General features: G+C 64.6%; 9 protein-coding genes. 5 read left to right on the top strand and 4 right to left on the bottom strand.

The window, feature by feature from the left end; translation table 11 throughout:
• The first annotated feature begins 9 nt into the window (after nt 1-9).
• Genes T31B1_RS09990 through T31B1_RS09980 form a run of 3 tightly spaced genes read left to right on the top strand, consistent with a single transcriptional unit; the run spans nt 10 to nt 2,882 of the window.
• Complete coding sequence (locus T31B1_RS09990; RefSeq protein WP_353249335.1) at nt 10-678, top strand: malonate decarboxylase holo-ACP synthase; 669 nt, start codon at nt 10-12, stop codon at nt 676-678.
• A gap of 3 nt (nt 679-681) precedes the next feature.
• Nucleotides 682-1,617, top strand: coding sequence for an ACP S-malonyltransferase (locus T31B1_RS09985; RefSeq protein ID WP_353249334.1), 936 nt, complete (start codon nt 682-684; stop codon nt 1,615-1,617).
• Nucleotides 1,618-1,670: 53 nt separating this feature from the next.
• The gene (locus T31B1_RS09980) at nt 1,671-2,882 is read left to right on the top strand and encodes a Bcr/CflA family multidrug efflux MFS transporter (protein ID WP_353249333.1); all 1,212 of its coding nucleotides are present in this window, start codon (nt 1,671-1,673) and stop codon (nt 2,880-2,882) included.
• A gap of 36 nt (nt 2,883-2,918) precedes the next feature.
• Here the strand turns inward: T31B1_RS09980 and rsgA are convergent, their stop codons facing one another.
• Nucleotides 2,919-3,989, bottom strand: a complete 1,071-nt coding sequence (rsgA, locus tag T31B1_RS09975) for a ribosome small subunit-dependent GTPase A (RefSeq protein ID WP_502950953.1) — start codon at nt 3,987-3,989, stop codon at nt 2,919-2,921.
• Between the two features lie 308 nt (nt 3,990-4,297).
• Nucleotides 4,298-5,119: a PEP-CTERM sorting domain-containing protein gene (locus T31B1_RS09970; protein ID WP_353249332.1), complete on the bottom strand. Its 822-nt coding sequence runs from the start codon at nt 5,117-5,119 to the stop codon at nt 4,298-4,300.
• A gap of 763 nt (nt 5,120-5,882) precedes the next feature.
• On the opposite strand from T31B1_RS09970, the gene T31B1_RS09965 reads away from it, so the two are divergent.
• Nucleotides 5,883-7,967, top strand: a complete 2,085-nt coding sequence (locus T31B1_RS09965) for an RIFT barrel domain-containing protein (protein ID WP_353249331.1) — start codon at nt 5,883-5,885, stop codon at nt 7,965-7,967.
• Between the two features lie 149 nt (nt 7,968-8,116).
• Here T31B1_RS09965 and mdeB read toward each other — a convergent pair whose 3' ends face one another.
• Nucleotides 8,117-10,813 (bottom strand): alpha-ketoglutarate dehydrogenase, encoded by a 2,697-nt coding sequence (gene mdeB / locus T31B1_RS09960; protein WP_353249330.1) that lies wholly within the window; start codon nt 10,811-10,813, stop codon nt 8,117-8,119.
• Nucleotides 10,814-10,938: 125 nt separating this feature from the next.
• Here mdeB and T31B1_RS09955 point away from each other — a divergent pair, with 125 nt between their 5' ends.
• Nucleotides 10,939-11,406: an Lrp/AsnC family transcriptional regulator gene (locus tag T31B1_RS09955; protein ID WP_353249329.1), complete on the top strand. Its 468-nt coding sequence runs from the start codon at nt 10,939-10,941 to the stop codon at nt 11,404-11,406.
• A 17-nt stretch (nt 11,407-11,423) separates the two neighbouring features.
• On the opposite strand, the gene T31B1_RS09950 is transcribed toward T31B1_RS09955, so the two are convergent.
• Nucleotides 11,424-12,128, bottom strand: coding sequence for a DUF4396 domain-containing protein (locus T31B1_RS09950; RefSeq protein ID WP_353249328.1), 705 nt, complete (start codon nt 12,126-12,128; stop codon nt 11,424-11,426).
• Nucleotides 12,129-12,219 lie beyond the last annotated feature (91 nt).

Here is a 12,219-nt window from a genome sequence, read left to right as displayed (position 1 = left end):
GCAAGCGCGATGTCTGCATCGCTCGGCTACAGCTGTGATACCGGCGTTCCCCGGCCGCACGATCTGGTCTGGTGTGAGCCGGCGGCCCTCGCCGACGATCCGCCGGCGTGGGCGCGTGCGTGTCTGGCCTCCGGACTGCCGGCGGTGATTCGGCGTGCGCCGCGCTGCCGCGACCGGCTGCCGGTCGGGCTGCGCGGAAGCCATCGCGGCCAGCGATACGGCGGGCATATCGCGGAATCCGCGATCATACGGCGCGTGGCGCCTGAATCATTGACCAGCCGCCGGGGCACGCGTGTCGCAGCGATAGCGGCGATCGCCGAGGTGGCGAGCGTTTTTGCCGCCGCCGACCTGTGCTGGGGTATCTCGGGCGCGGTCGGTTTCGAACTGGCCAGCGGCCATCCGGTCTGTCACGTCGCCTCCGACCTGGATCTGGTCGTGCGCACCCCCCAACCGATGCCGCGCAGCGGGGCGGCCAAACTGCGCCGCGATCTGAACAGCCTGCCAGTACGCTGCGACGTGCAACTCGAAACCCCAGGGGGCGGCGTGGCCCTGGCCGAGTGGGCCAGTCAGGCACCATCGGTACTGATCAAGACCGATCACGGGCCGCGCCTGTCATCCGATCCGTGGGGCACGCCAGCCGTGACCGAGAGCGGACCGGTCGCGGCCGGGCGGGGCTGAGGCATGGGCGTGGTGTTCACCTTTGCCGGCCAGGGCGCCCAGCGGCCCGGCATGCTAGCCGATCTGCCGGATAGCGACACCGTGCGACAGACGCTGGCCGAGGCAGACGATACGCTCGATCTGCCGATGGCCGGCCTGGACGAGGCCCGGCGACTGGCCGATACCCGCCATGTACAAATCGCATTGACCGTGCTCGGTGTGGCGAGCGCCCGGCATCTGATTGCCGACGGGGCCGTGGTCGATGCCGTCATGGGGCTGTCGATCGGTGCCTGGCCGGCCGCGGTCATCGCCGGTGCGCTGGCCTTCGACGATGCGCTGCGGCTGGTGGCCGAGCGCGGCCGTCTGATGAGCTGCGCCTATCCGAAGGATTACGGCATGGCGGCGGTAATCGGCCTGGGCGAAGCACATGTACGCAGCCTGGTCGACGAGGTACACAGTGATCGCACGCCGGTCTATGTCGGCAACGTCAACGGTGACGAACAGATCGTGGTGGCCGGTCATTTGACGGCCTTGACCCGTATTGCCGAGCTTGCCGAGCGGGCCGGCGCGGTGCGCACGCAACGCCTCGACGTAGCTGTGCCGTCGCATTGCGCGCTGCTCGAGGCGCCGGCTGCGGAGCTCGACCGGGCGGCTGCCGGCGTCGCCTTCGAGCCGCCCGAACTGGCTTATTTCAGTGCCAATGCCCGGCGTCGGCTTTGGCATAAGGAGGCCGTGCGCGACGACCTGATATTCAATATGGCGCGCACCGTCTACTGGGCGGCCAGTGCCCGTATCGTGCACGAGTCGGGCTTCAAGCTGGCTGTCGAGATGCCACCGGGCCGGGTGCTCACACGCTTGCATCCACGTGAGGATGAGGTCGGTGAAGCGGTGGCCGTGGTAGATGCCGGCTGGCATAATGCCGCGGCTCTGACCCGGCGCGCGGCTGCGGCTCGACGCTGATCTTCTGCTGCCCGCCCGCGCGCGGTCGCTCGATTGCCCAAGGAGTGTGTCGCATGGCGCCGAACCCGCACAGCGGGGTAGCGCATTGGATCTTCGTCGGTGTGCTGGGCATGCTGACGGCGATCGCACCGCTGTCCATCGACATGTATCTGCCAGCCATGCCGGGGCTTGCCGAACAGTTCTCGGTCTCGGCCGCTCACGTACAGTACAGCCTGAGCCTGTTCTTTATCGGTCTGGCGGCGGGTCAACTGACCTATGGCCCGATATCCGACCGCTATGGGCGTCTGCCGATCCTGTATTTCGGGATCACGCTGTATCTGATCGCGAGCCTTGCCTGTGCACGGTCGGACTCGATCGGCATGCTCATTGCTGCCCGGGCGGTGCAGGGGTTTGGTGCAGCGGCCGCGCCGGTGATGGCACGGGCGGTCGTGCGCGACCAGTTCGAGGGCGCGCGGGCCGCCAGCGTCATGTCGTTTGTGGTGATGGTCATGGCAAGTGCGCCGCTGGTCGCGCCGATTCTCGGCGGGGTCATACTGACGGTCTTTTCCTGGCAGGGCATCTTCTGGGTGCTGTTGGTCTATGCGGTCGCCTGCCTGATCGCGCTGCGCCTTCTGCTGGCCGAGTCACATGCGCCGCATCGACGCGTGCGGGATCGCAGCCTGGTCTCGCAGTATGTCGGCTACCTGTCGCTGCTACGTCGATTGCCGGTTGCACTGTTTCTTCTGTGCGGAAGCCTGATGTTCGGCGCGCTGTTTTCCTATGTAGCGGCCAGTTCGTTTGTCTATATCACCCAGTTCGATATCGACGCGTCCGTGTTCGGCTTCTATTTCGGTGCCAACGTGCTGGCCATGCTGATCGGCACCTTCGCCAACGGCCGACTGGTCATGCGCTACGGCTATCGAACGCTGCTCGGGGTCGCCGTTTGCAACACGCTCGCCTGCGGTCTGGTATTGCTGGCGACCACGTTCACCGGCTTCGGCGGCTTCTGGGGCGTGGCCGTTCCGCTGTTCTTTCTGCTGTCGACGGTTGGTGTGGCGGGTGCGAATACGGTGGCCGGGCTATTGGATCTGGCGCCCGACGCGGCGGGTGCAGCCTCGGCGCTGTTCGGTGTATGCCAGTTCTCGGCGGGAGCGGCCGCCACATGGGGGGTCGGCGCGCTCGGCGGCGATGCGCAGGCAATGGCAATGGTGATGAGCGTTTCGGCGGCGGGATCCGTGGCGGCCTACGTGATGCTCATTCGCGGCATACCGGCACCGTCGGGCTGAACACGTTGCCGCTTCAGAGCGCCATCTGCCGGCCGGCTAGCGTTTGCGACGCCGGGCGCCCGGGCGCCCGGCGCCTGCCGGCGCCGACGGCGTGCCGCGTCGAGCGAGTTCGTCCCTGAGTTTCAGAAAGTGCTCGACGCGTTCGATGCCCACGCGCCCGTCCTCGAGTGCTGAACGTAGCGCACATCCCGGTTCTCCGGCGTGCCGGCAGTCGCGAAACCTGCACTCAGCGGCCAATGCTTCGATATCGGCGAATCCGGCATCGGCCAGCGTCTCTTCGCCGGTTGGTCGGACCTCTCGCATGCCGGGGGTGTCGATCAGGCAGGCGCCCCACGGCAGTGACAGCAGCGCGCGATGGGTGGTGGTATGACGTCCGCGCGCATCGCGCGCCCGCACCTCGCCGGTTTTCATACGTTCGACGCCCAGCAGGGTGTTGGTGAGCGTGGATTTGCCAGCCCCCGAACTGCCGACCACGACGGCCGTGGTGCCCCGGCCAAGCCAGGGTTTCAGAACGGCCACCGTATCCGGTGACCGGGCATCGACCGTACAGAGTCCGATCGCCTGATCGCCCAGCTCGGCTAGGGCGCGACGTGCGGCAGCGAGGCGTGCGCCGTACTCGGCCCGGTCGGCCTTGGTGAGCACGACCACCGGACAGGCGTCTCCGCCGATCAGCAGCAGGTAGCGTTCGATGCGGCGCGCGTTGAAATCCGCGTCCAGGCCGCAGACGATGAACACCGTATCGATATTGGCGGCAATGAGCTGTTCGCCGGGCTTGTCGACGGCGCTGCCGCGTTTGAGCGTGGTACGGCGAGGCAGAAGGGCGACCGCCTGCGGCCGGCCATCATCGCGGTCCTCGATCAGCAGCCAGTCGCCGACCGTCGGGCGCTTTGTCGTGGCGAGACCCGGGCGCTGCCAGTCGGACAGCGATTCGACAGCAAAGCTCTGGTCGGGCGCGGTGGCCACGATATACCCGCTGCGATGCTGGATTGCGACCCGCGCCGGCCGGCTGTTCGGGTGGGCTGCCATCGTCTCGGCCCATGCGCCGATTGGCGGGCGTTGGCTGGCGGGCCACCCGATCGCCTCCAGCTCGGACGTGTCAGGGTTCATGGACGCGCTCGACCGGCCGATCGTACGACGGCTTGCAGCGATCGGCCGCGGCGCGGGCTCGGCATGGGCGGGATCAGGTACAAGCACACCGGCATGGAGAAGTCGCAGCATCCCAGTGTGCACGACCCATGTTGTCTCGACCAGACACGAGCCTCGGCCGACAGACCGGTCCATCGCGACGCACCGGGATGTCCAACCAATACCAGTCGCGCCTCAAGGCGGTGCTCATCGGCAATGGCCTAGCGGTCGCGGGCCCATACCTATACATGTCGCCGTGCGGCGCGCCGGCGGCCGATCGCTAGCCGATATCAGCCGATGCGATGTGGTGACATCGGCCGGCGGCGGCGCAGTGTGAAGCCGATAAGCCCGAGCATGAAGCAGGCCAGACCGAGCCCGGCCGGTTCGGGCACATCGACATTACTGCCGGGTTCGATGTCGAGCTGGTCGGCGCCGCCGAAGAAGAGGCTTTCTGCCGCCACGCCGGTGTCCAACAGGTTGGTAAGCGTGAGCTGCACGCCGGCGATGTTCTCGGTGCCGTCGTCGTTGCCCAGTGCGAGCAGACTATAACCCAGCGACTGGTTGTCGATCGTGCCGAGAATATTGCCGTTGCGGTCGAACGCGGTGAACCGGTTGGCCCCGATGGAATCGGCGAAGCCTGCCATGAAGCCGACGCCGGCCTGATCCTGTCCGAACAGGACCGATATGGAGCCAGTGAACAGCGGATCGCCCGATAGTACCGGGTTGTTGCTGGAAGCAAGATCGAGGGTGGTGAATACGCTCGAAGCGTCCGGATCCAGAGTGAGCTCGCTGCCCGGGTTACCGATCAAGCACCCCGCCTGTCCACCGCATTGCGCGCTCGTGCCCAGTGTCTGGCCAAGAAAATAACCGCCGAAGCTCACGGTCGCCGTGGTCGGTAGGCCGGGCGGTGCGTCGTACACCGGATTGGCCGTGCCCAGCGGTACTTCGTTGAAGCCGATCGCGAACGCGCTAGGGCTGAAATTCGCCGCGGAAATAGGTATTACGGCCGCACTGGCTGTCCCTTGGGCCAGCACGAGGAGCAGGGCGGCGGCGATCAGCCAGCGGCTACAAGCGCGGCCGTCGTGATATGTCCGATAGTTCAAAGCTAGCATTGGCGTGGTCCCCGTATGCGACAGATGCCGGATCAAGCAAAGCAAGATCGGTGCCGTTATACATGTCGCTGAATATTCGATGAATTTTTGCCTTATTCGGCCGCGCCACATGGCATTGTAAGGTTTGACGACACGCCGGACAGCGGCCGCGGAGGCTAACACGGGCTCGACACGGGCGATATGCGCGGGGCTCGCAACGCGTAGCCGAGCCGACAAGCGTAAGATTCGTTTCGCCTGATGTCTGTTCGTTGTGCAGCAGTTGACAGGGCCTGCCGGGCTTCATAGGTTGCCTCGCGATCAGCAGTGGCCGATCGGCGATTCGTCGGTCGATAGCGGCGGTGTCGGCTGCGTTCGGCTGTACTGCTGACTGATTGCTATTCAGCTTTTATCTTTCTCGTCATGCTCGGGGGGCACCGTGGTCACGGTGCAGGGGGGCTAGCTTTATTCGACCGACCGGTTCCGTGAACCGGCCAACCCAGGTACAACTATGCGTAGAATCATCACCCATTGCCTGCTTGCAGGCGCATGGGGGTTCGTTACGTTTGCGGCAATATCGCCGTCGATGGCGGCGAGTTATGGCACGATGGCCGCAGCGAGTTCTCGGGCAGACTATCCGGCCCCGACGGCCTCCACCCGGAATCCGGTCAAGGGTGCGCCGCCGGCTCCAGCGCCGGTCGAAGAAGGCAAGCGGCCGACATACGGCACGATTGGCGATGACGACGCCCCCGGCACACAAGACCCGGTAGGCGGCGGCGATGATGGTATGACCGACCCGGACCCCGGATCCGTTCCCGACGCGGGTAACGCAGTGGTCGGGTTTCAGATCGTCGGTAGCGATGCAACGGGACGCAGTGCGGATGCGCCGATCACCTTTGGACAGGTGTTCCGCAAGTCGGACGTGCCCAAGGGCCGCTCGATCCTGGTCCAGATCGATGGTCGAAGTGTGCCCACGCAGGTCGATGCCAAGGCGCGCTGGCCGGACGGTTCTCTACGACACGCGGTGATTACCGCGCGGGTGCCGGCAGGCAAGGGCATGACCAATGCGCGGCTGGCACTCACCGACCGCGCCCGTGCCGGCACTCCGGTCACTGCGGGCGCACTCCTGGCCAGCGATTTCAGTGGCCGCGTGTCGATCAAGTCGCGCGGCAGGACCTACGCGATCGATGCGCGCGATCTGCTGGCGAACGCCACGCAGGCCGGTGGATGCAGCGAATGGGGCAAGCAGTGCAAGCACTGGTTGGCTGGCGATCAGGTTTCGGAATGGATCGTGGGCGGTCCGCTGCCGGGGGCCAACGGGCCGGCGGCGAATATCAGCGTGTATTTCCATATACGCGCATATGCCGACGGCAATGGCAACGTCGAACGCGCACGCGTGGACACGGTGATCGAAAACAGCGGGGCGTATGTGGATGCGCCGCAAAACGTGAAGTATCAGGTCGAGATGGAGGTCGGCGACCAGACGTATCGGCTGCCCAACCTCAAGCACTATCGTCAGGCGCGGTGGCACCGCGTGCTCTGGTGGCACGATGACCCGGGCTTGTATGCACGTCTGGACACGGATTATCTGCAGGCCACGGGCGCGATCTCGCGCTATGAGGATGTGAGCCCGAGTCAGAGTTTTCTCGACTCCCGGCCCCAGCAGTTCCCGCCCATGAGCAACGGAAACCAGACGCGTGCGATGGGCAACACCGGCGCACAACCGGCAATCGGCCCGTTGCCGCGCTGGACATCGACTTACGCCGTGTCCGGCGATCGGCGCGCTTTCCAATGGATGCTCGCCAACGACAACGCCGTGGGCAGCTACGCGTTCCATTATCGGGATCGGGAGACAGGCCGACCTCTGGAAATCACCCGCCATGCCTATGTCACGCTGGCCGACTACAGCCATGCCAGTCAGACCCGTGAATATCAGAAAGACTTGTTGCCCGCCTGTCGCGGGGACTGCAACTCGCCGTATTCGTTCGACATCTCCCACCACCCGTCGATCGGCTATGTGCCGTACCTGGTCACCGGCGATTACTACTATCTCGAGGAAATGCAGTTCACGGCTTCGTATGTAGAACTCTGGGGTAATCCCGAATACCGCGATTACGACAAAGGCACGCTCCACGCCGCGCAGTCGCAGGTGCGGGGCCAGGCCTGGTCGCTGCGCAGCATCAGCGATGCCGCATTCGCCACGCCAGACGACGACCCGATGAAGTCCTACTTCACCGGCCTCGTACGCAATATCTTCGACGATTACAACGATCTCTACGTAGGCACGGATCGGTCGCCGCTGCATGTAATCAACGATTATGGCGCGGTCATCTATCCGGCCAACGGCAATGATCGCGTCGGGGTTGCGCCCTGGCAGGCCGATTTCTTCGCATGGTCGGTGGGTCATGCGGCTGAGCAGGGCCAGCCCGGCGCTCGGGCGTTTATGAATTGGCTGGCGGATTTCCCGATCGCCCGGATGACCGATTGGCAGGGTGACCCGGCGCAGGGTTTCTGCTGGCTCGAGGCCTCGGCCTACTCGCTGCAGATTCGCGATTCCCGCGGCGCCGGTGATTATCAGTCCATGACCGATGTCTACCGGAACAATTTTCCGCGTCTGACGGGGCTGGCCTGCAATACACGTGAAATGGTCAACCGGCTGAGCAATATCGTCTCGAACCAGACCTACAAGCTCGGTGAAATGGTGGGCTATGCCCATTCGGCGACCGGTTTCGTGGCCAACATGCAGCCGGGCCTGGCGATGGCCGCCGGCAGCAGCCATCCGAAAGCTCGGGCGGCGTGGCAGGTCTTCGAGCAGCGCTCGGTCAAGCCGAACTATCGCAACTACCCGAACTTCGCGGTCGTACCGCGCTAGCGCGGCCCAGCGGTCGTCGGCGCCTGGGCACCGGCGGCCGATTATCAAGCGCGATTTAAAAGGTGCGGATCATGGGATCCGCGCCTTTTTTTCGTGGATGTTGCCTAGTGGTCCATGTGTGGATCTGCTGACGAGGTTGCCGTGGCGGGTCAGCTCATCCAGGGCGCGGGTGTATCGGTATCGATCCGGTAGCCGGCGATTGCCTGGCCGGGCAGGACAGGGTCGATCGTGCCCTCGCGTGCAAGCGCGGACAGCGCCGACAGAACGATCTGATACCGGTCGACTTCGAAGAACCGCCGGACAGCGGCACGTGTGTCGCTGCGGCCGAAGCCATCTGTTCCGAGTGTGCTATACGGCGAGCCGATATAGGCGGCAATCAGCTGCGGGTAAGCCTGGACATAGTCGGTCGCCGCAATCACCGGCGTCGCGTCATCGAAACAGCCGGCAACATGGCTGACCCGTTGGGCCTGATCGGGGTGATGTCGGTTCCAGCGCTCGATCTCGCGCGCCTGGCGAGCCAGTTCGGCGAAACTGGTCGCGCTCCAGATTTCAGTGGTGATCTGCCAGTCGGCGGCGAGCAGGGCGGCGGCGGCGCGCACTTCATGCAGGATCGAACCGGAGCCGACCAGGCGCACCCGTGCACGCGGGCTCTCGGCGAACGCGGTATCGAAACGGTACAGCCCACGAATGATGTCATCCTCGACGCCGGGCGGCATGGACGGCTGTTCGTCCTTGGCGTTCATCACGGTCAGGTAATAGAACTCGTCGGCCTGATCGACGAGCATCCGCTGCATGCCATGATCGACGATCACCGCCAGCTCGTAGGCGAAGCCCGGGTCGTAGGCACGGCAGTTGGGCACGCCGGCAGCCACGACGTGGCTGAAACCGTCCTGATGTTGCAGACCCTCGCCGGACAGGGTCGTACGGCCGGCGGTACCACCGACCAGAAAACCCCGCGTGCGCTGATCGGCTGCGGCCCAGATCAGATCGCCCACGCGCTGAAAACCGAACATCGAGTAGTAGATATAAAACGGCAGCATCGCCAGACCGTGCACCGAATAGGACGTGCCGGCGGCGATCCACGACGACAGCGCGCCAGCCTCGGTGATGCCTTCCTCGAGAATCTGGCCGTCCTGCGACTCGTTATAGTAAAGCACCGAACCGGCGTCCTCGGGTTCGTAGCGCTGGCCGACGGGCGAATAGATTCCGATCTGGCCGAACAGGCTATCCAGGCCGAAGGTGCGGGCTTCGTCGGCGACGATCGGCACCAGCCGCGGTCCCAGCGTTCGATCACGCAACAGGCCGCGGATCAGGCGCACCAGGGCCATCGTGGTCGACATCGGCTTGCCGTCGGCCTCCAGTGCAAACCCGGCATAGTCGGCCAGCTCAGGTACGGGCACGGTCTCGGCTTGCGTGCGGCGCGCCGGCAGCGCACCGCCGAGTGCGTCGCGACGCGTGCGCAGGTAGCGCATCTCGGCGCTGTCCTCGGCCGGCTTGTAGAATCGCAACTCAGCAAGATCGTCGTCGGACAGCGGCAGTTCGAAACGTTCGCGAAAGGCCCGTAGCGCTTCCAGGTCCAGCTTCTTGGTCTGATGGGCGGTCATGCGCGACTCGCCCGCGCCCCCCATGCCGAAGCCTTTCTTGGTCTTGGCCAGAATCACGGTCGGCGCGCCGGTGTGTGTCCGCGCGGTCGCGAATGCGGCATGGAGCTTGCGCAGATCATGGCCGCCGCGGGTCAGGCCGTCGATTTCGGCATCGGTCATGTGTTCGACCAGAGCAGCGAGTTCAGGGTCCTGGTTGAAGAAATGGACGAGATTGTACGAGCCGTCGTTCGCGCCGAGGGTCTGGTACTTGCCGTCGACCGTGGCCGCGAACGCACGTAACAGGGCGTGGTGGGTATCGCGCGCGAACAGCGCGTCCCAGTCCGAGCCCCATAGCACCTTGATCACGTTCCACCCTGCGCCACGGAACAGCGATTCGAGCTCAGGGATGATCTGACCGTTGCCGCGTACCGGCCCGTCCAGGCGTTGTAGATTGCAGTTGACCACGAAAGTGAGGTTGTCGAGGCCTTCGCGTGCAGCGAGCGTCAGGCCACCGATCGACTCCGGTTCGTCCATTTCGCCATCGCCGAATATGCCCCATACATGGCGCTCGCCTGGCTCGGCGAGCCCGCGCGCGGCGAGATAGCGCATGAACCGCGCCTGGTAGACGGCATTGATCGGGCCGATGCCCATGGAGCCGGTGGGGAACTGCCAGAATTCAGGCATCAGCCACGGGTGCGGATACGAACTCAGTCCGTGCCCGCCGGTCTCCTGACGAAAATGGGCGAGTTCGTCCTCGCTCAGTCGGCCCTCCAGATAGGCCCGGGCATAGACGCCGGGCGCGGAGTGCGGCTGGAAATAGACCAGATCCCCGCCGCCCGGGGCATCCACGCCTTTGAAGAAATGGTTGAAGCCCACCTCGAACAGCTCGGCGGCCGCGGCATAGCTGGCGATATGTCCGCCGAGTTCGCCGAACGCCTTGTTCGCGCGTACCACCATGGCCAACGCGTTCCAGCGTTGGATGGCGGTCAGACGCATCTCTATCGCGAGATCGCCCGGATAATGTCCCTGGCGCTCGACGCCAATGGTATTCCGATAGGCCGAATAGGGCGCGGCATCCGGAGAAATACCTTCATCACGGGCGGCCGCGGTCAACCGGCGTAACAGAAAACGCACGCGCTCGGGACCGTCGTTGGCAAGTACGCCGGCCAGCGCGTCCAGCCATTCATCCGTCTCGAGCGCGTCGATATCGGCCGCCTCGTCGGCGGAGGCGGCGGAAGATTGTGGGTTCGAACGGTCGGCCATGGTGAGCTCCATCGGGGTTGCCGCTCATCCTAGCCGAGCGCGTGCCGCATGGGCTGCCGATATACGCCGATAACATTGTTCTGGGCGGCATATAATTCCGCGTAGTTCGAAAAATGCGGAACGATATGCCGAAACCAACGCCTGACTCCATTGATCTTAAGATCCTGCGTGCGTTGCAGGATGATGCCAAGCTCACCAATGTCGAGCTGGCCACGCGCGTGCATCTATCGCCTTCACCTTGTCTGACCCGCGTCCGCGCGCTCGAGGCCAGCGGCCATATCCGCCGGTATGTGGCGCTGGTCGATCCGCGTCGGGTGGGGCTGGGCGTGAGCGTGTTCATCCAGGTTCGCCTGGAGAAGCAGGTGGAAACCTCGCTGCAGCGTTTCGAAGCGGCCATGAATGCCTATCCGGAAGTCATGGAGTGCTATCTGATGACCGGCGCCTCGGACTATCTGCTGCGCGTCGTGGTCGAGGACGTTGACGCGCTGGAACGCTTCATCGTCGATGAGCTCTCACAGCTGGCCGGTATCGCCAACATTCAGTCGAGTTTCGCGCTCAAACAGGTCAAGTACAAGACGGCTCTGCCGCTGTAAACCGCGTCGGTGGCGGGCTACATGCCGTGCTTGATACCGCGATCAATGAGCCACCAGTTGGCCGGGTAAGCGGTGGCGAATCCGATCATCATCGCGATCTGCATCATGAACCAGTACACCGGCGTGGCGACGGCGGGCATTTCCGGCAGAATCAGCTTGAAGGCGATGGCCAGCCAGCCGAACATACCGATCTCGAAAGCGATCAGGGACAGCGTATCGGCCTTGACGGCGTTGACGAATGCCCGACCCAGGCTGGACTCGCCCATCTGCATCGTCGGCACGATCTGGAACAGCAATCCGAACAGATAGGCGCCGATGAACGCGCCCACGAAATGTCCGATCAGCTCCGATCCGAAGACCGTCAAGCCGATGGCGGCTACGATCGGTGCCGCGACGGAGTCCCCGAGCGTACAGCCGCCACCGCAGTGGGTCACACCGACGAACACGCTCTGCCATTTGGGCTTCGATGCATGGTGATGACCATGGTTGCCGCCGCCCTCGTTCGTGCCCGAATCGTGACTGCCGTGGCTGGCCATGGCGTCCGGGCGTCCCATGGCGACATACAGCCACCAGCCGACGACCGGAAAATACAGGCCGGTGATCGGCCAGGTGATATTCATGATGCCCATGGGCTGCGGGTGGGCACGAACGTCGAGCGCGATCGCGGCTGCGGTGGCCACGCCGAGCCCGATCGAGACCCAGGCGATGAGCGCGATAGACATAATCGATACTCCGTAAGGAAAAATGCGCGAGAGCCCGACCGCCAGGCCTTCTTGTCGATCCCTCGGTTTGACCGGACCGGAGGCCGGTTCT

The sequence above is a fragment of the Salinisphaera sp. T31B1 genome, assembly GCF_040361275.1.
Classification (GTDB): domain Bacteria; phylum Pseudomonadota; class Gammaproteobacteria; order Nevskiales; family Salinisphaeraceae; genus Salinisphaera.
This window is presented reverse-complemented; position numbering and strand designations above follow the sequence as displayed.

What these genes read in the sequence shown, in the direction of transcription:
- T31B1_RS09990 (WP_353249335.1), top strand. Translation starts at nt 10, where the DNA reads ATGTCTGCATCGCTCGGCTACAGCTGTGATACCGGCGTTCCCCGGCCG.
- T31B1_RS09985 (WP_353249334.1), top strand. Translation starts at nt 682, where the DNA reads ATGGGCGTGGTGTTCACCTTTGCCGGCCAGGGCGCCCAGCGGCCCGGC.
- T31B1_RS09980 (WP_353249333.1), top strand. Translation starts at nt 1,671, where the DNA reads ATGGCGCCGAACCCGCACAGCGGGGTAGCGCATTGGATCTTCGTCGGT.
- rsgA (WP_502950953.1), bottom strand. Translation starts at nt 3,989, where the DNA reads ATGAACCCTGACACGTCCGAGCTGGAGGCGATCGGGTGGCCCGCCAGC.
- T31B1_RS09970 (WP_353249332.1), bottom strand. Translation starts at nt 5,119, where the DNA reads ATGCTAGCTTTGAACTATCGGACATATCACGACGGCCGCGCTTGTAGC.
- T31B1_RS09965 (WP_353249331.1), top strand. Translation starts at nt 5,883, where the DNA reads ATGACCGACCCGGACCCCGGATCCGTTCCCGACGCGGGTAACGCAGTG.
- mdeB (WP_353249330.1), bottom strand. Translation starts at nt 10,813, where the DNA reads ATGGCCGACCGTTCGAACCCACAATCTTCCGCCGCCTCCGCCGACGAG.
- T31B1_RS09955 (WP_353249329.1), top strand. Translation starts at nt 10,939, where the DNA reads ATGCCGAAACCAACGCCTGACTCCATTGATCTTAAGATCCTGCGTGCG.
- T31B1_RS09950 (WP_353249328.1), bottom strand. Translation starts at nt 12,128, where the DNA reads ATGTCTATCGCGCTCATCGCCTGGGTCTCGATCGGGCTCGGCGTGGCC.